The following is a 24,522-nucleotide window of genomic DNA, read 5'->3' on the forward strand; positions in this document are numbered from 1 at the left end:
CCTCACTTAGTTCTGTTCGTCCAACCGCTGGCGATAGCGCTGCTGGCTGCGAGATAGGTGGTCGCGCATGGCCTCACGCGCGGCGTCTTCGTTTTGGTCGCAAATCGCGTTCAGGATGGCGCGATGCTCTTCATGCAATCCGGCTTGATAGTCGTAAGTCAGTACGCTCTCTGTGCCCCACGGGGAGGCAACATCGCAGGGTATGGTTCGGCTACCGAGCGCCTCCAGCACCTCAAGATAGAAAGGGTTGTTGGTTGCGGACGCGATGGATCGGTGAAATGCGAAATCCGTGCGCCCGGTTGGTGTCCCTTGCTCCAGAAGACGCCCGAACTCATTGAACGTTTCCCGCATCTCTGCTTCTTGGCTCGAGCTACGGCGAACCGCCGCCAAGCCAGCCGCCTCGATCTCAATCCCCATACGCACTTCAAGAACGTTGAGAGCCACCGAGATTTTGTGCGTTCCGGCACCACCCAAGGCACTGAACGTCGAGGCAGCGTTGGCCATGACGTAGAGCCCTGCACCCTGCCGAGGTTCAACGATCCCATCAGCGGCCAAAGCAGCAATGGCTTCACGGATGACCGTGCGGCTAACGCCAAAGACACTTGTCAGCTTGGCTTCACTGGGAAGCTTGGCGCCAGGAACAAACTCCCCGGCCCCAATTCTTTGCCGCAAAGTCTCTGCGACCACTAACGCAAGCTTGGGTTTGCGGGCGCGCTCGGCGCCCGCTTCTTGCAGAGCCATGACATCACCGGAACAGGCTTGGGAGCCAAAGCGACAGCGCCGGAATGTACGTAACGAGACCCAAGACAATCAGACCAGCCAGATAGAAGGGCCAAATGCTCTTCATCGCTTCCCAGACCGTTATCTTGCCCACCGCCGCGGCGACAAACTGCACCGGTCCAAGGGGCGGGGTATTCAAGCCAATACCTAGGTTGAGGATCATGATCACCCCGAAGTGCACTGGGTTCACACCAAAGGCCGTAACCATCGGTAGGAAGATCGGTGTGGTGATGATGATCAGCGGCCCCATGTCCATAAAAGTGCCGAGCAGCAGCAAGACGATGTTGATCAGCAGCAGCACCATGAGCGGGTCTTGGGTGATGTTTGAGATCAGGTCCGTCAAGATCGGAGCAACGCGCAGGTAAGCCATCAGCCAACCAAACGAGGCTGCGGCACCAATGATGAACAACACCATCGAGGTCGTGCGCACAGCACCCAGCACAGCGTGAACAAACTCACCCCAGCTCAGGCTGCGATAGACGAACAGCGTCACAAGCAGCGCATAGATCACCGCGATGCACGAGCTTTCCGTCGCCGTGAACATTCCCGAGCGTACGCCACCGAAGATGATGACAATCAGCATCAGGCCGGGGATGGAAATGAGGAAATACTGGAAGGCCTTACGGAAACCAGGAAATGGCTCAGTCGGGTACCCGCGCTTCACAGCCACGAGGTAAGCCGTGATCATCAGCGCAACGGCGAGCAAGAGGCCAGGAATAATGCCGGCAGTGAACAGATCCGCAATCGAGATACGACCACCGCCCGAGAGCGAGTAAATGATCATATTGTGCGACGGCGGCAGCAACAGAGCGATCAGAGCCGCCATTGAGGTGACGTTCACCGCATAGTCAGCACCGTAGCCACGTTCCTTCATTTGCGGGATCATGATCCCGCCAACCGCAGCTGCTTCCGCGACGGCCGAGCCAGAAATACCGCCGAACAAAGTCGAAGCCGCCACGTTGACCTGACCGAGACCACCGCGCACGTGTCCGATCACCGCCCCTGCAAAGGCGATAATGCGTGCAGCAATGCCTCCCCGCATCATCAGATCGCCAGCGAAGATGAAAAATGGAATTGCCAGAAGCGTAAAGCCCGCTAGCCCCGAGTTGAGCTGCTGAAACACCACCATCGCCGGGCGTCCCAGATAGAGAACGGTCGCAAAGCTTGCAATGCCCAGACAGAAGGCGATTGGTGTACCGACCAACATAAGCGCGGTGAAAACACCGAAAAGGATCCAGTATTCCATGGTGTTTAGGCCTCGGTCACGAGTTCAGAAACGGGTTCATCGATGGGTTCACCAGCCCAGCGCCGCAGGAGGCGCTCAAGCGAGAACAGGCACATCAGAACACCCGAAATAACGACAGGGAGGTAGGTCATGGTCTGCGGCACATGCAGAACGGGAATGGTCACCGTCCAACCACGAATGGCCAAAAGTGCGCCGTAGTAGATCATGCCTGAAGCGAATGCGAAAACCGCAACGTCGCTGATCGCCCGCAGCACACCCTTCGCGGCTGGCGGCAAAACATAGATCAAAACGTCAAAACCCATATGGAAGTTTTCGCGAACGCCAACGGCTGCGCCCAGGAAAATCGTCCAGCTCATCAACATGATCGCGGTCGCTTCAGTCCAAGGCGGCGACGAATTCATCACGTAGCGCATAAAGACTTGATAGAAGACGATGGCCGTCATGACGACAATGCCAATACCAGCAAGCCACAGCGCGGCAGTCGAGAGCCCTCTCAGCAGCGCGCTGAAAGTGGGGAGCCAAGTTTTCATAAGATTTCCTCCGCAGGGTGGAAGCCGGGCTCGCGACCTTTGCGAGCCCGGTGCGTACGGGTTTTAGCCCTCGGTTGCCTGAATGCGGGCAACCAGATCCTGCAGCTTTGGATCGGTAACGTACTTGTCGTAGACAGGCTTCATCGCTTCGATGAATGGGGCCTTATCAACTTCGTTGATGGTGGCACCGAGCGCTTCGACAGCAGCCTTGGATTCAACTTCCTTCGCCTGCCAGAGTTCACGCTGGTAGGCGACAGATTCCTTGGCAGCTTCGCGCATGGCCTGCTGGGTTTCTGCGTCCAGTCCGTCCCAAACCACCTTTGAAACGACCAGGACTTCTGGAACCATCAGGTGTTCGTCGAGCGAGAAGAACTTAGCAACTTCAGCGTGACCGGCAGTGTCATAGCTGGGGTAATTGTTTTCAGCACCGTCGATAACGCCGGTCTGAATGCTGGAGTACACTTCACCATATGGCATTGGCGTAGCGTTACCGCCGAGAGCGCCAACCATGTCAACGAAGATGTCCGACTGCATCACGCGGAACTTCATGCCGGACATATCGGCCGGGGAAGTGATCGGCTTGGAGCTGTTGTAGAACGAACGCGCGCCACCGTCGTAGAAGTTCAACGCAATAACGTCCACCTTCTCGAAGGCTGCGAGAATTTCTTCGCCGATTGGGCCGTCCAGAACGTTGTGGAAGTGCTCAGTGGAGCGGAAAATATAAGGAAGCTGAGTGACGGTCGCTTCTGGAACCTGTGTATTGAAAGCGCCAATAGAGATGCGGTTCATGTCGATGACACCGAACTGCGTCTGCTCGATGGTATCAGCTTCACCACCCAATTGCGCCGAGTGGAACACTTCTACGCTATACTTCCCGCCGGTCTTTTCCGAGAGAAGTTCGCCGAACTTCTTTACGCCTTCAACGGTTGGGTAGCCATCAGGATGGGTATCGGACGAGCGCAACACAGTCTGTGCGCTAGCAGCTGAAACCATCAGGCTGGAGACAACGAAGGCCAGAATAGCCTTCTTCTGCATATGGAACATATAGAACCTCCCAAGGTGCTTTTAGACTCGTATCCTCATATCGAGCCCGGACGTTTACCGCCCATATCATCTAGTATGCAAGACGATACTGGAACAACTTGTATGGAAGTGAAAAAACCGAGTCAACAGACAAGTTGCAGAATTTGTATGACGACTAAATCTCTAGCAACAAACAAAAAGCCTCCAAACCGCAAAGGCTTGGAGGCTCAGATGACGAATTTCGGTGCGAAGATTTAGATGTGAATTGCCCCATCGCCGAGCGAAAGCGCAGCTTCACGGATCGCCTCAGAAAGCGTCGGATGCGCGTGCGTTGTGCGGGCTAAATCTTCCGATGCGCCGGAGAATTCCATGAGCGTTACGAGCTCATGGATCATCTCGCCAGCGTTCTTGCCGATGATATGCGCGCCAAGCACGCGGTCAGTTTCCACGTCAGCAAGAATTTTGACGAAGCCCTGCGTCGACATCATCGCCTTGGCACGACCATTGGCGGTGAAGGGGAACTTGCCGATCTTGTAATCGACGCCTTCAGCCTTGAGCTCATCTTCCGTCTTGCCGACCGTCGCCACTTCCGGATTGGTGTAAACCACACCCGGGATAGCTGCATAGTTCACGTGGCCGGCCTGACCGGACAGGATTTCGGCAACAGCAATGCCCTCGTCTTCCGCCTTATGTGCCAGCATTGGGCCAGCAATGACGTCGCCAATTGCATAGATGCCATCGACCGAGCTCTTGTAATGGCCATCCACTTGAACACGGCCGCGTTCATCAACGGCAACACCGACGATATCGAGACCAAGCCCCTCGGTGTTCGCCTTACGGCCGATGGCAACCAATGCAACGTCAGCAGCCAGCACTTCTGCTGCCCCGCCCTGTGCTGGTTCAACACGAACCTTGATCGAGCCATCTTCCTCGCGATCAACACCAGCGACCTTGCTCGACAGCTTGAATTCCATACCCTGCTTCTGCAGCATCCGCTGGAACTGGCGCGCGACTTCGCTGTCCATACCCGGCAGAATACGGTCGAGATATTCAACAACGGTCACCTGAGCGCCAAGACGCATCCACACAGAGCCGAGTTCTAGGCCAATAACACCAGCACCAATCACCACGAGCTTGTTCGGCACAGCCTGAAGTTCAAGCGCGCCTGTGGAGGTGACGACGGTTTCTTCGTCGATCTCGATGCCCGGCAGGTTTGCCGAGACCGATCCGGTAGCGATCACAATGTTCTTCGTCAGAATTTCAGTCTGAGCACCAGACTGCGGCGTGACCAGCACCTTGCCCGCAGCAGGGATTGAGCCAATTCCGCGGAATACGGTGATCTTGTTTTTCTTGAAGAGATACTCAACGCCACCAACGTTGGACGACACCACATCAGCCTTGTGGTTCATCATCTGAGGTAAGTTCAGCTTCGGCGTCGAAATATCGATGCCGAGCGCCTTAAAATTGTGGTTCGCTTCTTCGAAAAGCTCAGAGGCGTGCAACAGCGCCTTCGATGGGATGCAGCCGATGTTGAGGCACGTCCCGCCGAGGGTTTGCCATTTCTCGACAACGGCCACCTTCATACCAAGCTGAGCGGCGCGGATCGCGCACACATACCCGCCGGGGCCCGAACCGATGATGGTAAGGTCGAATTGGTCTGCCATTGTTTAAGCCTCAATGAGTTCAGCGCTGCTGCGCGATGGCGACTCGAAACGCCAGCGCAAGGAAGGTTATGCCGGTAACCCGATTGAACCACCGGCCGACACGGTAAAAGCCCTGTCGAACACTGGTTGTCGTAAAGAAAAACGACACCAATGCGAACCAGGTAAAAAGCATTAGGCTCATACTTCCCACGTAGAAAACCTTGGTCTCAAAACCCGTACGGACCGAGACTAAGGACGTGAAGAGAGCCAAGAAAAACAGTACCGCCTTGGGGTTAAGAAGATTGGTCAAAAAACCCAAGGCAAACGCGCCAAGATCGCCCGTCGCTGCACCATCGTTCGCGCCAATTTCTGGCGCTTTGGGCGGCGGACTGCGCAGGGCCGAAATGGCGAGCCAAACGAGATACGCGACACCGGCCCACTTCAAAACGTTGAACAACAACAAAGACTGCCCAACGATCAAACCAACGCCCAAAAGCGTATAGGTGCCATGGACCAGAATGGACGCGGCGATACCAGCGGATGTGAAGAGCGCGGCGCGGCGGTTGTGCACTACGGCTTGGCGTAGAACCATAGCGAAATCCGCGCCGGGAAGAACGGCGTTGATACCGAAGGCCAACATGAGGCCTGCGAATTCAAACCACGGAAAGCTCATCAACCCGCCCTTCAAACGGCCACGACAAGGGTTATACGAGCCAACGTCCCATCACAACGCCAGCATGGTCAAGTGCCCCTGCCCGTTTAGCATGGCAGTTTAGAAAGCAACGCCGACGAACATCAAGATCAGGCCAATTAAAGACACGACCCAGATCATTGAGCGCAATTGCTTTACGTCAATAAAATAGGCGGGCAGATAAGCGCAACGTGCCCAGAACCACAAATGAGCGCCCCACTGGGTCAAGCCATCACTGCGGCCTGAAACTTCAGTCGCAATGGCGAGGGCCACAAAGACAGCATAAGTTTCGAGGAAATTGGCGAGTGCCTTTTGCGCTCTAGCGTTAAGCTTGCTCGGCGGGGGCACATTTTCATCGCGCTGGCTGTTGGCGTAATCCACGCCATAATCAAGCCGATAAAACGTTGACTGCACGAACAAATAGGCCAGCGCCAGCGCGGCGCTCCAAACGAGATAAGTCAACTCTATCGACATAGTACCCTCCTGCGATGTCAGGATACTACGCCGATAAAGCGCGTTTGGTTCAACCTGCGGAAATTTCTTGTGCCTGCTTCAAGACACTGGGCAGCTGTTTATCGATATCGAGGGTGCCACTCTGCACCTGCTCCAAGAATGTTTTGCAGAACACATCCTTGTCGCCCGCCTGATTGAAGGCCGACATGATCTGGCTCCCGCCGTAGGTTTCAGCAGCTTGCTGTTGCCCTTCAGCAGCGCCCCCTAGGCGCGTGATGACCCGATCGGCCAGGTCCAAGTAGCTGATGTTGCGCAGATACCAGTTGGCCGCCGCGTCCTTATAGATCGGGTCGAGGCCTGTATTCTCGTAGCAATGGGTCGTCATGGCATCGACGATAGCCTTGGAGCCATGGAATGCCATCAACTCGCCGATCAGTGGCGTATTGCTGGCTTGTTCCTGAGCGGAAATCGTAAAGGGAAACAAGGATAGTGCGGCGACACACAATACAAACCGTCGCAAAATTATCTCCAAAACTACTCAACCGCGGTCCGGCAACACACACGAAAAAGGCCCGCCGAAGCGGGCCTTTTGAAAGCGCAATTGTGACCTTTTAGAGGTCGAGAACGAGACGCTCTGGGGATTCCAAGCTTTCCTTGACGCGAACGAGGAAAGTCACGGCTTCCTTACCGTCAACAATTCGGTGATCGTAGCTAAGCGCGAGGTACATCATCGGACGGATGACGATCTGACCGCCAACCACAACTGGACGTTCCTGGATCTTGTGCATGCCCAGAATGCCGGACTGCGGTGCGTTCAGGATCGGGGTCGACATCAGCGAGCCATAAACACCACCGTTAGAGATGGTGAAAGTGCCGCCCTGCATATCTGCCATCGACAGCTGCCCGTCGCGTGCCTTCTTGCCGAGGTTGCCGATTTCCTTTTCGATTTCAGCAATCGACATCTGATCCGCGTTACGAACAACAGGAACCACCAGCCCCTTGTCGGTGCCAACGGCGACGCCAATGTGGGCATACTTCTTGTAGATCAGCTCATCGCCGTCGATCTCAGCATTTACAGCTGGGATTTCCTTGAGAGCCTGCACGACGGCCTTGGTGAAGAAGCCCATGAAACCGAGCTTTACGCCATGCTTCTTTTCAAAGAGGTCCTTGTAGCGTGCGCGCATGTCCATAACAGGCTGCATGTCCACTTCGTTGAAAGTGGTCAGCATAGCGGCCGTGTTCTGTGCATCCTTAAGACGACGGGCGATGGTCTGGCGCAGACGTGTCATCTTCACGCGTTCTTCGCCAGCTGCATCGTCTGGATTGGACGGTGCGCGTGGTGCAGCAACAGGAGCCGGTGCAGCAGCAGCAGGCGCGGCGGCCACAGCAGCAGGGCGCGCCAGCGAAGCCAACACGTCTTCCTTCAGAACCTGACCGGCTTTGCCGGAACCAGCGATTGAGCCTGCGTCGAGGCCCTTTTCGTTGATCATCTTCTGAGCAGATGGGGTCGGTGCACGGTCAGTTACAGCCGCTGCTGGCTTAACGGGCTCCGGACCAGCGGCATTGGCCGCTGGAACTTCGCTCTTTGCAGGAGTCGGTGCGGCTGCTGCAGCCGGAGCTGAAACTGCAGCACCAGTGCCCACGCCAATCGCGCCGAGCAGAGCGCCAACGTCCACTGTCGCGCCGCTTTCTGCAACAATAGCTTCAAGCACGCCCGAAGCCGGTGCGGGCACTTCGATAGTGACCTTATCGGTTTCGAGTTCCACGAGCGGTTCATCGGCGGTGACAGTGTCACCAACCTTCTTGTACCACTGACCAATAGTGGCTTCAGATACGCTTTCGCCCAGGGTCGGGACACGGATTTCAGTCGACATATTTGTTGTCCTTGTACTGGTTTACTTAGCGAATGCGTCGTCGAGGAAGGCCTGCAGCTGCGCAAGGTGCGTACGCATCAGACCCGTTGCCGGCGATGCTGCGGCCGGACGACCGACGTAGCGAACGCGCTGGCCTTCACGACCAATCTGGTCAAATACCCATTCAACATAAGGTTGGATGAACGCCCAAGCACCCATATTGCGGGGCTCTTCCTGACACCAAACAACGTCAGCATTAGGGAAGCGGCTCAACTCATCGTGGAGAGCCTTCGCCGGGAACGGATAAAGTTGCTCAACGCGCAGCAGGTAGACGTCGTCAATGCCACGCTTTTCGCGGTCTTCCAGCAGGTCGTAATAGACCTTACCAGTACACAGCACCACGCGACGGATCTTTTCGTCTGACGTGAGGCGGATCGTGGTCTTTGGCAGCCCTGGTGCTTCAGCGTCGTCCCAGAGGAGACGGTGGAAGCAGCTATCTGGCCCAAGTTCGACCAAGCCAGAAACGGCACGCTTGTGACGCAGCAGGCTCTTTGGCGTGAACAGGATCAGCGGCTTACGGAAGTCGCGTTTCAGCTGACGGCGCAGAACGTGGTAATAGTTCGCTGGCGTCGTGCAGTTGGCGACCTGCATATTGTCTTCAGCGCAAAGCTGCAGGAACCGCTCCGGACGCGCCGAAGAGTGCTCTGGGCCCTGCCCTTCATAGCCGTGCGGTAGCAGCATCACGAGGCCGGACATGCGGAACCACTTGCGTTCACCCGAAGAGATGAACTGGTCGATAACGACCTGCGCACCGTTCACAAAGTCACCGAACTGCGCTTCCCAAAGGGTCAGAGCGCGCGGCTCTGCCAGTGAGTAGCCATATTCAAAGCCCAGAACAGCCTCTTCCGACAGCATCGAGTTGATGACTTCGTAGCGGGACTGGTCAGCCGAAAGATTGTTGAGCGGGGTGTAGGTCTTGTTCTCAACCTGCTGATCGTTCAACACCGAGTGGCGCTGGCTAAAGGTGCCGCGTTCACAGTCCTGGCCGGAGAGGCGGACTGGGTGACCTTCAGTCACCAGCGTACCGAACGCCAGTGCTTCTGCAGTTGCCCAATCGATGCCTTCGCCGCTTTCAATCGCGCCAAGACGATTGTCCATAAAGCGCTTAACAGTCTTGTGGACGTTGAAGTCAGCCGGAACGGTTGTCAGCTTGGTGCCGATATCGTGCAGAACATCAAGCCCAACGCCGGTTTGACCGCGTCGTGGGCCTTCGAGCTCAGCTGGCTTGAAATCCTTCCAAGCGCCATCGAGCCAGTCAGCCTTGTTCGGGCGGTAGTCTTGGCCCGCTTCAAACTCAGCTTCAAGGTTCGCTTTCCAGTCCGCCTTGATCTTCTCGATTTCGGCAGCCGAATAGAGACCTTCCGCAACGAGCTTGTCCGAATAGATCTCCAGCGTCGACTTATGCGAGCGGATCTTGGAATACATCAAAGGCTGCGTGAAGCTTGGCTCATCGCCTTCGTTGTGGCCAAAGCGGCGGTAGCAGAACATGTCGATAACGACTGGCTTGCCGAACTTTTGGCGATACTCGACAGCAACCTTGGCCGCGAAAACCACAGCTTCCGGATCGTCACCATTCACATGGAACACCGGCGCTTCGATCATCTTGGCAACGTCGGTCGGATAAGGCGACGAACGCGAATACATCGGGCTCGTGGTAAAACCGATCTGGTTGTTGATCACAAAATGGATCGAACCACCTGTACGGTGCCCCTTAAGGCCCGACAGACCCAAGCATTCGGCGATAACGCCCTGCCCAGCAAAGGCAGCATCGCCGTGGATCAACAGAGGAAGAACGACAGAACGGTCGGGCTTTGCCGACTGGTCCATGTTCACCAGCTTGGCGTCAGGCGCGATAAATTTATCCTGCTTGGCGCGAGCCTTGCCCAACACTACCGGATCGACAATCTCAAGGTGAGATGGGTTTGCCGTCAGCGATAGGTGAACCTTGTTGCCATCGAACTCACGGTCCGACGATGCACCAAGGTGGTACTTCACGTCGCCCGAACCTTCGACGTCTTCTGGGTAGAATGCACCACCCTTAAACTCATGGAACAGCGCGCGATGCGGCTTGGCCATGACCTGCGTCAGCACGTTCAAACGACCACGATGCGCCATGCCAAGGACGATGTCCTTGATCCCCAGCGCACCACCACGCTTGATGATCTGCTCCAGCGCAGGAATGGTGCTTTCGCCGCCATCAAGGCCAAAGCGCTTGGTGCCGGTATACTTCACGTCGAGGAATTTCTCGAAGCCTTCAGCTTCTACCAGCTTATTCAGGATCGCCTTCTTGCCTTCCGGCGAGAAGGTAATTTCCTTATCTGGACCCTCGATCCGCTCCTGCAGCCACTGCTTGGCTTCCGGATCGGAGATGTGCATGAACTCGATACCCATCGTGCCGCAATAGGTGCGCTGCAGAATGGCGAGCATTTCTGGAAGCGTCGCGTATTCGAGGCCCAGATAGTTATCGATGAAAATCTTGCGGCTGTAGTCAGCCTCAGTGAAGCCGTAGCTTGCCGGATCGAGTTCCGGAGCTGGCTCCTTTGCCAGCATGCGCAGCGGATCGAGATCGGCATGCAAGTGACCGCGCATACGGTAAGCACGGATCATCATGATGGCGCGAATACTGTCGCGTGTGGCCTGCAGCACGTCTGCCGTGCTTGGAGCGGGCTTACCCTCGGTAGTAGCCTTTTTCGCAGCAGCCTTTTCGGTCTTTACCGCGATTTCGCCCCAGTTGCCGTCAAGTGCAGCAACAAGGTCGCCACTCTCGGCCTTCGGCCAATCAGCGCGTCCCCAGCTCGGGCCATCGGCATTCTTCTGCGCGTCTGCCGGACTGTCGTCCAAGCGCGCAAAGAAATTCTGCCAAGTCTCATCGACGCTGGAAGGATCGCTTTTATAGCGAGAGAAAAGTTGTTCGATGTAGTCGGCGTTGCCCCCATACAAGAAGGAGGTCAGTAAGAACGTCTCGTTCTTTTCCTGTCGTGTCATCGCTTTTTTTGCGAGGCGCTCGCCCCGCCATCCTTTAAAACGAGCCGGTGAACCGGCCTGAACGCGGTCCTTAATTTCGATCGGATACTGACCGCTTATCCTTAGTATCCTGTTAAGTAAGCACACCCTGAGCAGGTGTGCGGCTCAATTTCGAACGACCTTGGCCTAATTGACGGCTAGCATCGCTCTAAATGACACGCGGCATGTGCTTGTCGCGCCCCAGGCAAACCCGAATGGGCCTGCGTTATATTTCGTCATCCAGCCTAGGCGAGAAAAGACACTCTTGCTGACCTAGTGGGATTATTTTCCACCCAACCGCCTTTGAAAGGCGATTGGGTCTAATTCATGTCAGAGCCTGCGCGAAGCGCTTAGCCCTTGAGCACTTCCACAAGAGTGGTGCCCAGACGCGCTGGCGATGGCGAAACGCGAATGCCAGCAGCTTCCATGGCCGAGATCTTGGATTCTGCGTCACCCTTGCCGCCCGAAACCACAGCACCGGCGTGGCCCATGGTACGGCCCTTTGGCGCGGTACGGCCTGCGATGAAGCCAGCCATTGGCTTCTTACGACCCTTCTTGGCTTCGTCGATCAGGAACTGTGCAGCGTCTTCTTCAGCCGAACCGCCGATTTCACCGATCATGATGATCGATTCAGTAGCGTCGTCTGCAAGGAACATTTCCAAGACGTCGATGAACTCAGTGCCCTTAACCGGGTCGCCACCGATACCAACTGCCGTGGTCTGACCCAGACCTTCATTCGACGTCTGGAACACAGCTTCATAGGTCAGTGTGCCAGAGCGCGACACGATACCGACCGAACCCTTGCGGAAGATCGAGCCCGGCATAATGCCGATCTTGCATTCTTCTGGGGTCAGGATACCTGGGCAGTTCGGGCCCAGCAGGCGCGACTTAGAACGGTCAAGACGAGCCTTGACGCGCACCATGTCAGCCACGGGAATACCTTCGGTGATGCAGGTGATGAACGGGATTTCCGCCTCGATGGCTTCGATGATCGCGTCAGCAGCGCCAGCAGGCGGTACATAGATCACCGATGCGTCTGCACCAGTGCGTTCTTTGGCTTCTGCAACGGTCGCGAAGATCGGCAGGTTTTCGCCACCAGCGCCGGTCCAGGTTTCGCCACCCTTCTTGGGGTGAATACCGCCGACCATCTGCGTGCCGTAGTAAGCCAGCGCCTGCTCGGTGTGGAACGTGCCGGTCTTACCGGTCAGGCCCTGAACGAGGATCTTGGTGTCTTTATTGACGAGAATAGACATTGTTTCCGGTCCTCTAACTTAGCCGTTCACCGCTGCGACGATCTTCTTCGCCGCATCGTCGAGATCGTCTGCTGCCGTAATGGCGAGACCAGATTCATTGAGAATTTTCTTGCCGAGTTCGACATTGGTGCCTTCAAGGCGCACGACCAGCGGCACCTTCAAACCAACTTCCTTCACCGCAGCGATCACGCCTTCGGCGATGACGTCACACTTCATGATGCCGCCGAAGATGTTGACCAGAATGCCTTCAACCTTCGGGTCAGCGGTGATGATCTTGAACGCTGCAGCAACCTTTTCCTTGCCCGCGCCGCCACCAACGTCACAGAAGTTCGCTGGCTCTTTGCCATAGAGCTTGATGATGTCCATGGTCGCCATGGCAAGGCCTGCGCCGTTCACCATGCAACCGATGTTGCCATCGAGCGCCACGTAAGCGAGGTCCCACTTTGAGGCTTCGATTTCCTTGGCGTCCTCTTCGGTTTCGTCGCGCAGTGCCTTGATATCATCATGGCGGAACAGCGCATTGCCGTCGAAGGAAACCTTGGCGTCAAGAACGCGCAAATGCCCGTCCTTCATGACGATCAGCGGGTTGATCTCCAAGAGCGCCATGTCCTTTTCGACAAACGCTTTGTAAATGATCGGGAACAGCGACTTGGCGTCTTCTGCTGCCGCACCATCGAGTTCCAATGCCTTGGTGATGGTTGCGACGTCAGCCGCGGTCACACCAGCTTCTGGATCGATCGCAATGGTATGGATCTTTTCCGGAGTGTCGTGAGCGACAGCTTCAATGTCCATGCCGCCTTCGGTCGAAACGACGAAAGCAACGCGGCCAACGGAACGGTCGACCAGCAGCGAGCAATAAAGCTCGCGCGCAATGTCAGCGCCGTCTTCGATGTAAAGACGGTTCACCTGCTTGCCAGCCTCGCCGGTCTGCGCGGTAACGAGGGTGTTGCCCAGCATGTCCTTGGAGAAAGCGACGACTTCATCGATCGACTTTGCCAAGCGCACGCCGCCCTTAGCATCGGGACCAAGTTCCTTGAACTTGCCCTTACCGCGACCGCCGGCATGGATCTGGCTCTTGACCACATAAAGCGGGCCAGGAAGCGACTGCGCAGCTGCCGCAGCATCGTCCACCGAATAAATGGCGACGCCAGCAGCGACCGGAGCACCGTAGTCTTTTAGCAGTGCCTTGGCCTGATGTTCATGAATGTTCATCGTATTCCCCTTGGGTGGGCAGTTTCGACCCGGACAATTCTAGAGACCGGAGAGGCAAAAGCCGCCGGTAAGTATCCGGCGGCTTCTGAAGTGTTACGCCAGCTTTGGCGCGATTTTCTTACAAGCGTCGATCAGGCCCTCAACGGCACCAACCGACTTTTCGAAGGCCTTTTGTTCGGCCGAATTGAGCGCGATCTCGACGATCTTTTCTGCGCCACCAGCGCCGATGACGACTGGAACGCCAACATAGGTGCCCTTCACGCCATATTCGCCGTTGAGGTAAGCTGCGGACGGAAGCACGCGCTTCTTATCCTTGAGATAGCTTTCAGCCATAGCAATGGCCGACGAGGCTGGAGCATAGAAAGCCGAACCGGTCTTGAGCAGAGCAACGATCTCTGCGCCACCATCACGGGTGCGCTGAGTGATCTCTTCAAGACGCTCCTTGGTCATCCAACCCATCTTAACGATGTCGGTCAGCGGAATGCCTGCAACGGTCGAGTAACGCGCCAACGGCACCATGGTGTCGCCGTGACCGCCAAGAACGAATGCGTTGACGTCTTGGATCGACACACCGAGTTCTTCAGCGATGAAGTGGCAGAAGCGCGAGCTATCGAGCACGCCAGCCATGCCGATCACCTTGTTGGTCGGCAGACCAGAGAACTTCTGCAGCGCCCATACCATCGCGTCGAGCGGGTTGGTGATGCAGATGACGAAAGCGTCTGGTGCGTATTTTGCAATACCCGCACCAACCTGCTCCATAACCTTGAGGTTGATTTCAAGAAGGTCATCGCGGCTCATGCCTGGCTTGCGCGGCACGCCTGCGGTGACGATAACAACGTCAGCGCCTTCGATGTCCTTATATTCAGAAGTGCCCTTCATGACGGCATCGAAGCCTTGGGTCACGGCCGACTGCGCGATGTCGAGCGCCTTGCCCGGACCTACGCCATCGACCACGTCGAACAGGACTACGTCGCCCAATTCCTTCTGAGCCGCCAACAGGGCCAGCGTACCGCCGATCTGTCCTGCACCGATAAGGGCAATTTTCTTGCGCGCCATAAGTCTCATCCCAGACTGCGTTGAATTGGCGCAGTTCATACCGCTTGTGCCAAATCCGGGCAAGTGAACCCTTCGTCGTAATCGCCAAAACGCTCATGCCGATGAGCGATGGGGTAATGCCCAATTGGCAGCCGACAAAGAGGACGGAAATAACCTAAGCTGTCGGTCATTCCGCCCAAAATTCCCTGATATTCCGGGGTTTTGGGCTTTTACGGATTTCCCTGTACCGAACAAGTTAGCAATTCGGAGGGTGGTATGGAAAACGGCGTTTTCGGCCATTTATCCACCCAAATCAGCCGACACGATTTATCGGCGTTAGATCAAGAAATCCGAAAACGGCAAGAGCCTGGACGATAAAAATTACGTTCCCCGGATAGCTTAGCCAAGAACATTCCCTATCCGAACGAAATACCCAAACGCCTTGCGCAGTACATTTTGAATGGCAGTCGTCAGGCAGCCCAATCAACCCGCCTATACGCTCGGCGCGTCACGTAGGCCTTTAGCGAGATATTCTTCCGATTGCATCTCGGTGAGACGCGAGAGCGTGCGTTGAAACTCAAACGCCGTCTTTTCGTCTGCGCCCAATTGCTCCAGCGGCACCGAAAAGCTTGCCGCCAGTTTGACGCCACGATCATACAAGCTATCGATCAGAAGTATGAAACGCTTGGCAGCGTCCGATTTTGTCCGTCCCATCTGCGGAATATTGTCGAGCACGAGCGAATCAAACTCGTGCGAAATCCGCACGAAGTCGCGCGTGCCAAGTGGCTTCTCGCAAAGATCGGCGAAGTTGAAGCGCGCTGCGCCCATAGCCAGCAAAGGCACAGGGATCTGCCGACCAATGCTTTCCACCACGCCGGGAGCCCCTTGCTCACCTCCGGTTATGCGCAGCCACATCTTATCCATGGCCGCGTCCACCTCAGGCCCAGTGCCAAAAGCGTAAACATGCTGGCCCGCAAATTTAAGGCGGCGATAGTCCTGATCGCTGAGGAGCGTGGCCACGACCGTCTTCTCTTTCAGGAGCGCGATAAATGGCAGAAACAACTGTCGGTTTAGCCCATCCTTATAGAGACCATCAGGCTCAACATTGGATGTCGCCACCAGCGTCACGCCACCGGCAAACAGTTTTGAGAACAGCCGGTCGAGCAGCATGGCATTGGTAATGTCATGCACATGGAATTCGTCTAGGCACAGCACGCGCAGGCCGGACTTCAAAATCGGCTTGGTTACCGCATCCACCGGGTCCGCAGCGCTGTCTTTCGCGGATTTGCGAAAAGCTGCAATGGCCACATGCACCTCATCCATGAATTCATGGAAGTGGACACGTCGCTTCTCGGCAAAAGGAAGTGCGGAATAGAAGAGGTCCATCAGCATGGTCTTGCCACGCCCAACCTCGCCCACGAGATAGAGGCCCTTTACCGACATCTGCTTTTCGAACAGGCCAAAGAAACCGCCCTTGGTCTTGGCGCCTGACAGATCGGTCAGAATGCGGTCGAACTCGCCCGCAGCATCACGCTGGGCCGGATCGGGCGTCAAAGTTTTCCGTGCGACCAGATCTTCATAGGCGCGGCGTACGGGACCAAAAGCAGGAACGGACATGGGCAACTTTATCGGCAGCGATCTAAGCACGGCCTTTCCGGGCATCCCGGAAACCTCTGTCTGCTGCCGGTCAAACAGTGTCCCCCGCGCGTGCGGGGGCGACGGGCGCATGTTTAGGGGCGCGGTGCGGAAGCCGTCAAACAAAAAAGCCGGTCCCTAGGACCGGCTTTCGAAGCTTTAGCGCGACATCGACAGCGCCTGGCCACCACTCATAGTGCCGATATAACGGCCGCTAGAGGGTGCGAGGAAGGCTGCGATATTGCCGTTCTCATCATAAAGCTGGAGCTGGCTGCCAACTTGCTGCCAACCAGTGATGGCCGCAACCTGCGGGATCCCACAACCCGGAGCCGAAGCACGATAGTAGCTCGTACCGGTCTTGGAGGTCAGCGGCAGATTCAACTGGCAAGCCTGCCCCGCTGCTGCGACATTCCAAGAGCCTTCTGGGCCGGAAGCCGTTGGCACGCTGGCGAACGAGCCGCCAGTGGTACCAGCTGTTGCAAAGGTGTTCGAAGTGCCACCGAGAGGCGGAAGAGCCGACGTCTGCTGACCGCCCAAAACCGGCTGACCAGAAAGACCCGGCGCCACAGTGCCAGAAACGCCACCGAGAGGAGGCAAACTATTGGTTTGCACAGCCGAGGTCTGCACTGGCTGCAGCTGCTGGGGTGTACCGACCACATTAAGATTCGCCGTATTGGTCCGGCTCGTTGGCGAACAAGCAGCGACCACAAGGGCCATAACCGCTAGGCTCGTCAGGGTAGAAACGCTGCGCGTCCAAACCTGCATTGTTAGACTCCTGCCGCAAAGAATTAAGGCATATTAACACTTGTGGCGGCTTATATGCAAAGCCCCAACATCATTCAATCAACATCCCAAGCATCCCCTATTGCTCAAAACTGTGGCGCATTCACGCTCAGCTCTCTTGCATATCTTTGAGCAATTCCCCCGCGAGGAGCTTTGCGTCTTCCGCTTCATCGTCCGGGACCTCAATACCAACGCCTTCCTCGGCGAAAAGGTTCGGCACGCCCGGCAATCCGCCTTCGCGCAATTCGAGCGGGTGAAAGCCATGGGCGCGCAAGGCCACGAGTAAAATCCTCGCCACAGAAAGGTCTTTCACGCGGGCAATCGTCTCAAAGCGCATCTGTGGCTCCTGTTTGTGCTGCAACCGTGAACCAAGCCCTTGTTCGATACAACCCCATATCCCCTTGCCGCTCCTCACACTGAGGAGAACAGATTGGCCAAAACTCCGCCGAATAAATTATAGATTTGTTGGACCTTAAGCGGCGATGCGTGCATTCTGTACTCCTATGATCTTGCAGCGCATGTCGACGCGTCTGGCCTATCGGAGACAGAATGGGCGCCTATATTCTCCGCCGCCTTTTGCTGATGATACCGACCGTGTTCGGCATCATGGCCATTTCTTTTCTGATCACCCAGTTTGCCCCCGGCGGCCCGGTTGAACAGGCACTCGCCAACCTTTCCGGCCAGAACAATGGCGGCATAATGGAGCGCGTCACGGGCGGCGGCGGCGATCAAATCGCGCCACCGAGCAGCAACCAAGGCCCCAACGCCACTGGCTATCGCGGCTCTCAAGGTCTCCCTCCTGAGCTGGTCGACAGAATCGAAAAGCAATTCGGCTTCGATAAGCCGCCTCTCGAACGCTTCTTTTCTATGATCGGTAACTACCTGCGCTTCGACTTTGGCGAGAGCTATTATCGAGACATTTCGGTCATTGATCTCATCCTTGAGAAAATGCCGGTGTCGATCTCGCTCGGCCTATGGATGACCATTATCTCCTATGGCATTTCCATTCCTCTCGGCATTGCCAAGGCCACTCGCGATGGGTCGCGCTTTGACGTCTGGACCTCCACCATCGTCATCATCGGCTATGCCGTGCCCGGCTTTCTCATCGCCATTGCCTTTATCGTGCTCTTCGCCGGCGGCAGTTTCTGGCAAATCTTCCCTCTGCGTGGGCTCACCTCGCCCGGATTTGCGCTGATGCCATGGTGGCAGCAATTCCTCGACTATGCTTGGCACATGGTGCTGCCCATCACCGCCATGGGCTTTGGTGCATTTGCTACATCAACGCTCCTCACCAAGAATTCCTTCTTGGATGAAATCTCCAAGCAATATGTCACAACCGCTCGGGCCAAAGGCCTCACCGAACATCGCGTTCTCTATGGCCACGTTTTCCGCAACGCTATGATGCTGATCATCGCAGGCTTCCCCGGCGCTTTCATCGGCGCTTTCTTTGGCGGCTCCTTGCTGATCGAAACAATCTTCTCGCTCGATGGCCTTGGCCTTCTGAGTTTTGAATCCATCATCAACCGTGACTACCCGGTGGTGTTCGGCACGCTCTACATCTTCTCTCTTCTCGGCCTCGTCATCAGCCTTATCTCAGACCTCACTTACATGTGGGTCGATCCACGCATTGATTTCGAGAGCCGTGGTCAATGAGCAAGCTCTCGCCAATAAATCAGCGTCGCCTTGCCAATTTCCGCGCCAACAAACGCGGCTATTGGAGCTTTTGGATTTTCCTCGCCGTCTTCATTCTGACCCTCGGCTCTGAATTCATCGCCAATGATAAGCCCATTCTCGTCTCCTATAAGGGCGAGATGCTGGTCCCGGCCTTCATCGATTACCCGGAAGAAAAATTCGGCGGCTTCCTCGCCACCACCAATTATCGCGATCCGTTTATCGCCGATGAGATCAACGCCAATGGCTGGGCCCTCTGGCCCTTGGTCCGCTTCAGCTATGCGACTGTCGACAGCAATATCGCCTTTTCTGGCGCCAATCCGCCAAGCTGGCTGATGGACCGCGAAACAATCTGTTCGCGCTATCCTCAAGGCACGGCGGACCCTGACTGCCACTCTGGCAATTACCATTATCTCGGCACTGACGACCGCGCCCGCGATGTCCTCGCCCGCCTGCTCTATGGCTTCCGCCTTTCGGTTCTATTTGGGCTCACCCTCACCATTGCCTCCTCCGCCATCGGCATTCTGGCAGGGGCCATGCAGGGCTATTTCGGCGGCTGGGTCGATCTCATTTCCCAGCGCGTCATCGAAATCTGGACCTCAGTTCCTTCGCTCTATCTCCTGCTGATCATCTCGTCAGTGATCACCCCAAGCTTCTGGGTGCTCCTGGGCATCCTGTTGCTGTTCTCTTGGGTCTCGCTCGTCGCCATTGTCCGGGCTGAATTCCTGCGCGCCCGCAATTTTGAATACGTCAACGCCGCCCGAGCACTCGGCGTTTCTGACGGCCAGATTATATGGCGGCACCTGCTGCCCAATGCCATGGTCGCCACCCTCACCTTTATGCCCTTCATCATGTCCGGCTCGGTGACCACCCTCACGTCGCTCGACTTTCTGGGTTTTGGTTTGCCCCCCGGCTCCCCTTCTTTGGGTGAGCTTCTGGCGCAGGGCAAAAACAACCTTCAGGCCCCTTGGCTGGGCATCACTGGCTTTTTCACCATCGCCGTCATGATGACCCTGCTCGTCTTCATCGGTGAAGCCGTACGCGATGCCTTCGATCCGCGGAAGATTTTCAAATGACCGCGCCCCTGCTTTCCGTCAAAGACCTGACCATTCGCTTCGGCGCCTCGCAGGTCGTCAACGACATAGCCTTTGATATCGCCGCCGGAGAAACCCTCGCCCTCGTGGGCGAAAGCGGCTCGGGTAAATCCATCACCGCCCTCTCCTTGTTAAAGCTCCAAACCGCTGCCGCCACCGTATCCGGCTCGATACAGTTCGACGGCCAAGAACTGATCGGCGCGTCCGACAGCGCGCTACGCGCCATTCGCGGCAATGACATCGGCATGATCTTCCAAGAGCCCATGTCCTCGCTTAATCCCGTGCACAGCATCGGCCAGCAAGTCGGTGAAATCTTGGAAGTGCACCAAGGCCTGCGCAAAAACGCTGCCCGGGCCAAAGTCATCGAACTGCTCACCGAAGTTGGCATCCCCGACCCGGTCAGCCGTATCGATGATTTTCCGCATCAGCTCTCCGGCGGCCAACGCCAGCGCGTCATGATCGCCATGGCGCTCGCCAACAATCCCAAGCTCCTCATCGCCGACGAACCCACCACGGCCCTCGACGTCACCGTACAAGCCCAGATCCTCGCGCTGCTTAAACGCCTCCAGGCAGAAAAGGGCATGACACTGCTCTTCATCACCCATGATCTCGGTGTCGTCCGCCGCATCGCCGATCGTGTCGCAGTGATGAATAAGGGCGACATTGTCGAGACCGGCCCAGTCGCCACCATTTTCGACGCGCCACAACACGACTACACCAAACGCCTTCTTGCCGCCGCGCCGGAAGGCACCCCACTGCCCCCCGCCACCGACGCCCCCACAATCGTCGAAACCACTGATCTCAAAGTCTGGTTCGCCATTCAACGCGGCCTTCTTAAGCGCACAACCGGCCACCTCCGCGCTGTCGACGGCGTCACTCTGGCCATTCGCCGGGGCGAAACCCTCGGCGTCGTTGGCGAAAGTGGCTCGGGAAAATCCACCCTCGGCTATGCCATTCTGCGCCTCATTCGTTCGCAAGGGCGCATAGTCGTCCTCGGCAATGACATTTCCCAACAATCCGGCCGCGCCTTACGTCCGACACGCCGCAATATGCAAATCGTCTTCCAAGACCCCTTCGGATCTTTGAGCCCGCGCATGTCAGTCAGCGAGATCATCGAAGAAGGGCTGACGGTCCACTTCCCCAAGCTCACAGCCAATGAGCGCGCGCAAAAAGTAACGGACGCCCTGCGCGAGGTCGGTCTCGATCCCGACACCGCCACGCGCTATCCGCATGAATTTTCGGGTGGTCAGCGCCAGCGCATCGCCATCGCCCGCGCCCTCGTGCTGGAGCCCGACTTTCTCGTCCTGGATGAGCCGACCTCAGCGCTGGACGTCTCCATACAGGCACAGATCATCACGCTCCTGCGCGCCGTCCAGCAACGCCGCCAGTTAAGCTATCTCTTCATCAGCCACGATCTGAAGGTTGTCCGCGCCCTTGCCCATCGCCTCATCGTCATGAAGAACGGTCAGGTGGTCGAGCATGGATTTTCCGAAGACATTTTTGCCGCGCCACAACACGCCTACACCCAGCAATTGCTGACCGCCGCCTTCGACATCACCCCATTAGCGCCCACATTGACTTAGGAGACAGCCGATGACATCGACGCGACGCCTTCTCTCCCTCACCCTTGCCGCCGCTCTCTCCTTGAGCACATCGGCTTTGGCCCTCGCCGAAACTGTCACCGGCGCTTGGACCCACGCCTTCACTATGGGCGACGCCGCCAAATATCCGGCAGACTTCAAACATTTTGATTACGTCAATCCAGACGCGCCCAAGGCTGGCACGCTGCGTCTTGGCACCCGCGGGGCCTTTGACACATTTAACCCCATCCTGCCCAAGGGTGATCCGGCGGCAGGGCTGGGCCTCACCTACGACACGCTGATGACCCCCTCGCTCGACGAGAACAACACCTATTACGGACACTTGGCCAAAGAGCTCTTCATCGAGCCCGATTACAGCGCCGTCACCTTCCGCCTCGATCCCGACGCCAAATGGCACGATGGCGAAAAAGTCACAGCCGCCGACGTCGTCTGGACATTTGAAAAGATGATCGAATTGAGCCCCAATCAGGCTCAGTACTATGCCAGCGTCACCAATGCCGAGGCTCTGACCGATGGCGAGGTAAAATTCACTTTCAACGAAAAGAACAATCGCGAACTCCCTCTGATTTTGGGCCAGCTTCTGGTCCTGCCTCAACACTGGTGGGAAGGCACCGACGCCAAGGGCAACAAGCGTGATATTGGCGCCTCGACCCAAGAGCCCCCTCTCGGCTCCGGCGCCTATAAGCTGCAAAGCTTCGACGCGGGCAAAACCATCACCTATGAGCGCGTCTCCGATTATTGGGCCGCCAGCAAACCCACCGAACTTGGCCAGAACAATTTCGACACCCTCGCTTACGAATATTTCCTCGACGAGAGCGTCTGGTTCGAAGGCTTTAAGGGCGACCAATTCGACTATTGGAGCGAATATTCCGCCCGCCGCTGGGCTACTGGCTTTGATTTCCCCGCCGTAGCCGAAGGCCGCGTGGTCCTCGAAACCTTCGCGCAGGACTATAACGCATCTGGCGCCATGACCGGCTTCATTCCCAATTTACGCCGCGACAAGTTCCAAGACGAGAAGGTCCGCGAAGCGCTTAACTACGCGTTCGACTTTGAGGAGCTCAACCGTACGGTCTTCTTCGAGCAATACGACCGCATCAACAGCTACTTCTTCGGCCTCCCCTTCGCTTCCAAAGACCTCCCGCAAGGCGAGGAGCTGGAAATTCTCGAAAGTGTCAAAGACCTGATCCCGGCCTCGGTCTTCACCGAGGTCTACACCAACCCGGTCGCGGGGGATTCCCAAAAGCTGCGTGGCAATCTTCGGACCGCCCTCGGCCTCCTCACCGAAGCAGGCTACACGCTGCAAGGCAACCAGTTGGTCGACGCCAACGGCAAGCAACTCGAGATCGAGCTGCTCATGCATCAAGCCTCACTCGAACCCATCGCGCAGAACATGATCACCAATCTGCGCCAAATCGGCGTCGCCATGACCCTGCGCATGGTCGACACCCCCCAATATATCAATCGCCTGCGCAGCTTTGACTACGACATGATCTACACCAGCTGGGCACAGAGCTTTTCGCCGGGCAATGAGCAGCGTTTCTTCTTCGGCACCGGCTCGGCGGAGGCCGAAGGCTCACAAAACTACCTCGGGCTTGCTGACAAGGGCGTAGACGCCATCATCGAAAAGCTCATTGCTGCCGATGACCGTGCGACGCAGGAAGCAGCCAGCGCGGCCCTCGACCGTGTCCTCCTGCACAAACACCTCGTCGTCCCCGGCTACGCCCTCCAATATTCCCGCACAGCCCGCTGGAACCGCTTCAGCCATCCAGAGACACTGCCCGAGTTTTCCTCAGGCTTCCCCACGATCTGGTGGTGGGACGAGGCAAAGGCCGATCAAACCAAGTGAACGCCAAAACAAATAAGGGACGCCTCGGCGTCCCTTTTCTCTTCTAAACGCCAAAGTCAGCCGCGGTCAGCGCTCCCGCGCGCAACAAATGCTGCACCGCAAGGCTCAATGATAATGCATCGCTGAGCGCGTCATGTTCAGTCAGACCCTCCGGCGCCACTCCATAATAGGCCGCCAAACGACTACTCGGCGTCCGCGCCAAATCCTCTATCGGCATGCCCCCGGCAATGAGCAACTTGACCGCATTATCAAAGCGCGTCGCGGGAATGGGCGCAGCGATCCCCTCCACGTAGCAGCTAATAGCCACCATATTGAGCTCGTCTTTCCCCCAAGACCACATCTGCACGCCTTGAGAAAACTGATCGAGCGCAACGAGCGCCCCCGCCAAATCCACGCCCTCCTGCGAAAGATGCCGTTCTTCAATGCCAGTCAGCTGCGAGAAGAAAGGATCAAGCCGCGCCACTGTCCCATCCCGCTCATGTGGAACGACATAACGAGCAAATGTCTCAAGGATCGGGAAATCCTCCGCCAACCCCAGTTTCACTGCGCCGATCTGGGCAATCACCGGATCGGGATCCTGCCCCCCACACCAAAACCGCCTCTGTGAGCCCTCGATGCACAAAAACTCACAATCAAAGAACACCGCCCCACGCATTCGTCTCTCTCCGCTTAAAGCGAAGGAAGGCTAAGCCTCGGGCGCAGACGATACAAGCACCCCAACCGTTGAAGACAACGCCCCCCAACACACGCGGCTCTCCCTCCCCTTTGCGGGGAGGGAATGAGGGTGGGGTGGTTTTAGCCCGAAGGGCCGGTTCTTTACCTCTCCCTTCGGGGGAGAGGTCGACGCGGAGCGTCGGGTGAGGGGGCCTTCCATAAGCCCCATGAGAGAACACAAATAAGTACGGGCCACTACGTGGTAAACGCAAAAAGCCCCGCTGTTGAGCGGGGCTTTTTGTATTTGGTTTTGATGATCGTAGAGAGAATTTATGTTTTTGGCAGACCTTGCAGTGACCTACTCTCCCAAGTCTTGAGACTTAGTACCATTGGCGCGGAGGAATTTGACGGTCGAGTTCGGGATGGGATCGGGTCTTGGGCTCCTCGCAAGAACCA

General features: G+C 56.8%; 21 protein-coding genes and 1 rRNA gene. 4 read left to right on the top strand and 18 right to left on the bottom strand.

Annotation, left to right across the window (positions count from 1 at the left end):
- Positions 1–6 precede the first annotated feature (6 nt).
- The 16 genes from JHL21_RS06075 to JHL21_RS06150 all read right to left on the bottom strand — a co-directional run bounded on the left by JHL21_RS06075 (position 7) and on the right by JHL21_RS06150 (position 17,537).
- On the bottom strand, positions 7–741 hold the full coding sequence (locus JHL21_RS06075) for a FadR/GntR family transcriptional regulator (RefSeq protein ID WP_200212513.1): 735 nt from the start codon (positions 739–741) through the stop codon (positions 7–9).
- Positions 742–745: 4 nt separating this feature from the next.
- The gene (locus JHL21_RS06080) at positions 746–2,026 is read right to left on the bottom strand and encodes a TRAP transporter large permease (RefSeq protein WP_182394250.1); all 1,281 of its coding nucleotides are present in this window, start codon (positions 2,024–2,026) and stop codon (positions 746–748) included.
- 5 nt (positions 2,027–2,031) lie between these two features.
- Positions 2,032–2,556, bottom strand: a complete 525-nt coding sequence (locus JHL21_RS06085; protein WP_200212514.1) for a TRAP transporter small permease — start codon at positions 2,554–2,556, stop codon at positions 2,032–2,034.
- A 63-nt stretch (positions 2,557–2,619) separates the two neighbouring features.
- The gene (locus JHL21_RS06090; RefSeq protein WP_199368532.1) at positions 2,620–3,600 is read right to left on the bottom strand and encodes a TRAP transporter substrate-binding protein; all 981 of its coding nucleotides are present in this window, start codon (positions 3,598–3,600) and stop codon (positions 2,620–2,622) included.
- A 233-nt stretch (positions 3,601–3,833) separates the two neighbouring features.
- Positions 3,834–5,243, bottom strand: coding sequence for a dihydrolipoyl dehydrogenase (gene lpdA, locus JHL21_RS06095; RefSeq protein ID WP_182394252.1), 1,410 nt, complete (start codon positions 5,241–5,243; stop codon positions 3,834–3,836).
- Positions 5,244–5,262: 19 nt separating this feature from the next.
- On the bottom strand, positions 5,263–5,895 hold the full coding sequence (locus tag JHL21_RS06100; protein WP_200212515.1) for a LysE family translocator: 633 nt from the start codon (positions 5,893–5,895) through the stop codon (positions 5,263–5,265).
- Between the two features lie 99 nt (positions 5,896–5,994).
- A complete protein-coding gene (locus JHL21_RS06105) occupies positions 5,995–6,387 on the bottom strand; it encodes an MAPEG family protein (RefSeq protein WP_169195759.1) in 393 nt (130 codons plus the stop codon).
- A 49-nt stretch (positions 6,388–6,436) separates the two neighbouring features.
- Positions 6,437–6,886 (bottom strand): hypothetical protein, encoded by a 450-nt coding sequence (locus JHL21_RS06110; protein WP_169195760.1) that lies wholly within the window; start codon positions 6,884–6,886, stop codon positions 6,437–6,439.
- 91 nt (positions 6,887–6,977) lie between these two features.
- Positions 6,978–8,240, bottom strand: coding sequence for a 2-oxoglutarate dehydrogenase complex dihydrolipoyllysine-residue succinyltransferase (gene odhB, locus JHL21_RS06115; protein WP_200212517.1), 1,263 nt, complete (start codon positions 8,238–8,240; stop codon positions 6,978–6,980).
- 21 nt (positions 8,241–8,261) lie between these two features.
- Positions 8,262–11,264, bottom strand: a complete 3,003-nt coding sequence (locus tag JHL21_RS06120) for a 2-oxoglutarate dehydrogenase E1 component (RefSeq protein WP_182394256.1) — start codon at positions 11,262–11,264, stop codon at positions 8,262–8,264.
- Positions 11,265–11,632: 368 nt separating this feature from the next.
- The gene (gene sucD, locus JHL21_RS06125) at positions 11,633–12,535 is read right to left on the bottom strand and encodes a succinate--CoA ligase subunit alpha (RefSeq protein WP_169195763.1); all 903 of its coding nucleotides are present in this window, start codon (positions 12,533–12,535) and stop codon (positions 11,633–11,635) included.
- Between the two features lie 18 nt (positions 12,536–12,553).
- Complete coding sequence (sucC, locus tag JHL21_RS06130; RefSeq protein WP_169195764.1) at positions 12,554–13,747, bottom strand: ADP-forming succinate--CoA ligase subunit beta; 1,194 nt, start codon at positions 13,745–13,747, stop codon at positions 12,554–12,556.
- Between the two features lie 93 nt (positions 13,748–13,840).
- A complete protein-coding gene (gene mdh, locus JHL21_RS06135) occupies positions 13,841–14,803 on the bottom strand; it encodes a malate dehydrogenase (RefSeq protein ID WP_169195765.1) in 963 nt (320 codons plus the stop codon).
- A 471-nt stretch (positions 14,804–15,274) separates the two neighbouring features.
- Complete coding sequence (gene zapE, locus JHL21_RS06140) at positions 15,275–16,399, bottom strand: cell division protein ZapE (RefSeq protein ID WP_200212518.1); 1,125 nt, start codon at positions 16,397–16,399, stop codon at positions 15,275–15,277.
- Between the two features lie 177 nt (positions 16,400–16,576).
- Positions 16,577–17,182 carry an AprI/Inh family metalloprotease inhibitor gene (locus tag JHL21_RS06145; protein WP_169195768.1) on the bottom strand — a complete coding sequence of 202 codons (606 nt, stop codon included), beginning with the start codon at positions 17,180–17,182 and terminating at the stop codon, positions 16,577–16,579.
- 127 nt (positions 17,183–17,309) lie between these two features.
- On the bottom strand, positions 17,310–17,537 hold the full coding sequence (locus tag JHL21_RS06150; protein ID WP_169195769.1) for a hypothetical protein: 228 nt from the start codon (positions 17,535–17,537) through the stop codon (positions 17,310–17,312).
- A 212-nt stretch (positions 17,538–17,749) separates the two neighbouring features.
- Here JHL21_RS06150 and JHL21_RS06155 point away from each other — a divergent pair, with 212 nt between their 5' ends.
- From JHL21_RS06155 to JHL21_RS06170, 4 genes are read left to right on the top strand one after another with little or no spacing between them, the layout of a single operon-like run.
- Positions 17,750–18,853, top strand: coding sequence for a microcin C ABC transporter permease YejB (locus tag JHL21_RS06155; RefSeq protein ID WP_200212520.1), 1,104 nt, complete (start codon positions 17,750–17,752; stop codon positions 18,851–18,853).
- Positions 18,850–19,947, top strand: coding sequence for an ABC transporter permease (locus JHL21_RS06160; RefSeq protein WP_182394259.1), 1,098 nt, complete (start codon positions 18,850–18,852; stop codon positions 19,945–19,947). The genes JHL21_RS06155 and JHL21_RS06160 overlap by 4 nt, the downstream gene beginning before the upstream one ends.
- Positions 19,944–21,548, top strand: coding sequence for an ABC transporter ATP-binding protein (locus JHL21_RS06165; protein WP_200212521.1), 1,605 nt, complete (start codon positions 19,944–19,946; stop codon positions 21,546–21,548). The genes JHL21_RS06160 and JHL21_RS06165 overlap by 4 nt, the downstream gene beginning before the upstream one ends.
- Positions 21,549–21,558: 10 nt before the next feature.
- A complete protein-coding gene (locus JHL21_RS06170) occupies positions 21,559–23,412 on the top strand; it encodes an extracellular solute-binding protein (protein WP_200212522.1) in 1,854 nt (617 codons plus the stop codon).
- Positions 23,413–23,455: 43 nt separating this feature from the next.
- Here JHL21_RS06170 and JHL21_RS06175 read toward each other — a convergent pair whose 3' ends face one another.
- Both JHL21_RS06175 and rrf read right to left on the bottom strand, forming a co-directional pair.
- Complete coding sequence (locus JHL21_RS06175; RefSeq protein ID WP_200212523.1) at positions 23,456–24,067, bottom strand: exonuclease domain-containing protein; 612 nt, start codon at positions 24,065–24,067, stop codon at positions 23,456–23,458.
- Positions 24,068–24,411: 344 nt separating this feature from the next.
- Positions 24,412–24,522, bottom strand: a 5S ribosomal RNA gene (gene rrf / locus JHL21_RS06180); the annotation flags it as partial.

The sequence above is a fragment of the Devosia sp. WQ 349K1 genome (assembly GCF_016595685.1).
GTDB lineage: Bacteria > Pseudomonadota > Alphaproteobacteria > Rhizobiales > Devosiaceae > Devosia.

Coding starts and splice junctions, on each gene's coding strand:
- JHL21_RS06085 (WP_200212514.1), bottom strand. CDS start 2,556: ATGAAAACTTGGCTCCCCACTTTCAGCGCGCTGCTGAGAGGGCTCTCG.
- JHL21_RS06160 (WP_182394259.1), top strand. CDS start 18,850: ATGAGCAAGCTCTCGCCAATAAATCAGCGTCGCCTTGCCAATTTCCGC.
- JHL21_RS06080 (WP_182394250.1), bottom strand. CDS start 2,026: ATGGAATACTGGATCCTTTTCGGTGTTTTCACCGCGCTTATGTTGGTC.
- JHL21_RS06170 (WP_200212522.1), top strand. CDS start 21,559: ATGACATCGACGCGACGCCTTCTCTCCCTCACCCTTGCCGCCGCTCTC.
- lpdA (WP_182394252.1), bottom strand. CDS start 5,243: ATGGCAGACCAATTCGACCTTACCATCATCGGTTCGGGCCCCGGCGGG.
- sucC (WP_169195764.1), bottom strand. CDS start 13,747: ATGAACATTCATGAACATCAGGCCAAGGCACTGCTAAAAGACTACGGT.
- zapE (WP_200212518.1), bottom strand. CDS start 16,399: ATGTCCGTTCCTGCTTTTGGTCCCGTACGCCGCGCCTATGAAGATCTG.
- JHL21_RS06145 (WP_169195768.1), bottom strand. CDS start 17,182: ATGCAGGTTTGGACGCGCAGCGTTTCTACCCTGACGAGCCTAGCGGTT.
- JHL21_RS06100 (WP_200212515.1), bottom strand. CDS start 5,895: ATGAGCTTTCCGTGGTTTGAATTCGCAGGCCTCATGTTGGCCTTCGGT.
- JHL21_RS06105 (WP_169195759.1), bottom strand. CDS start 6,387: ATGTCGATAGAGTTGACTTATCTCGTTTGGAGCGCCGCGCTGGCGCTG.
- sucD (WP_169195763.1), bottom strand. CDS start 12,535: ATGTCTATTCTCGTCAATAAAGACACCAAGATCCTCGTTCAGGGCCTG.
- JHL21_RS06150 (WP_169195769.1), bottom strand. CDS start 17,537: ATGCGCTTTGAGACGATTGCCCGCGTGAAAGACCTTTCTGTGGCGAGG.
- JHL21_RS06075 (WP_200212513.1), bottom strand. CDS start 741: ATGGCTCTGCAAGAAGCGGGCGCCGAGCGCGCCCGCAAACCCAAGCTT.
- JHL21_RS06090 (WP_199368532.1), bottom strand. CDS start 3,600: ATGTTCCATATGCAGAAGAAGGCTATTCTGGCCTTCGTTGTCTCCAGC.
- JHL21_RS06165 (WP_200212521.1), top strand. CDS start 19,944: ATGACCGCGCCCCTGCTTTCCGTCAAAGACCTGACCATTCGCTTCGGC.
- odhB (WP_200212517.1), bottom strand. CDS start 8,240: ATGTCGACTGAAATCCGTGTCCCGACCCTGGGCGAAAGCGTATCTGAA.
- JHL21_RS06155 (WP_200212520.1), top strand. CDS start 17,750: ATGGGCGCCTATATTCTCCGCCGCCTTTTGCTGATGATACCGACCGTG.
- mdh (WP_169195765.1), bottom strand. CDS start 14,803: ATGGCGCGCAAGAAAATTGCCCTTATCGGTGCAGGACAGATCGGCGGT.
- JHL21_RS06175 (WP_200212523.1), bottom strand. CDS start 24,067: ATGCGTGGGGCGGTGTTCTTTGATTGTGAGTTTTTGTGCATCGAGGGC.
- JHL21_RS06120 (WP_182394256.1), bottom strand. CDS start 11,264: ATGACACGACAGGAAAAGAACGAGACGTTCTTACTGACCTCCTTCTTG.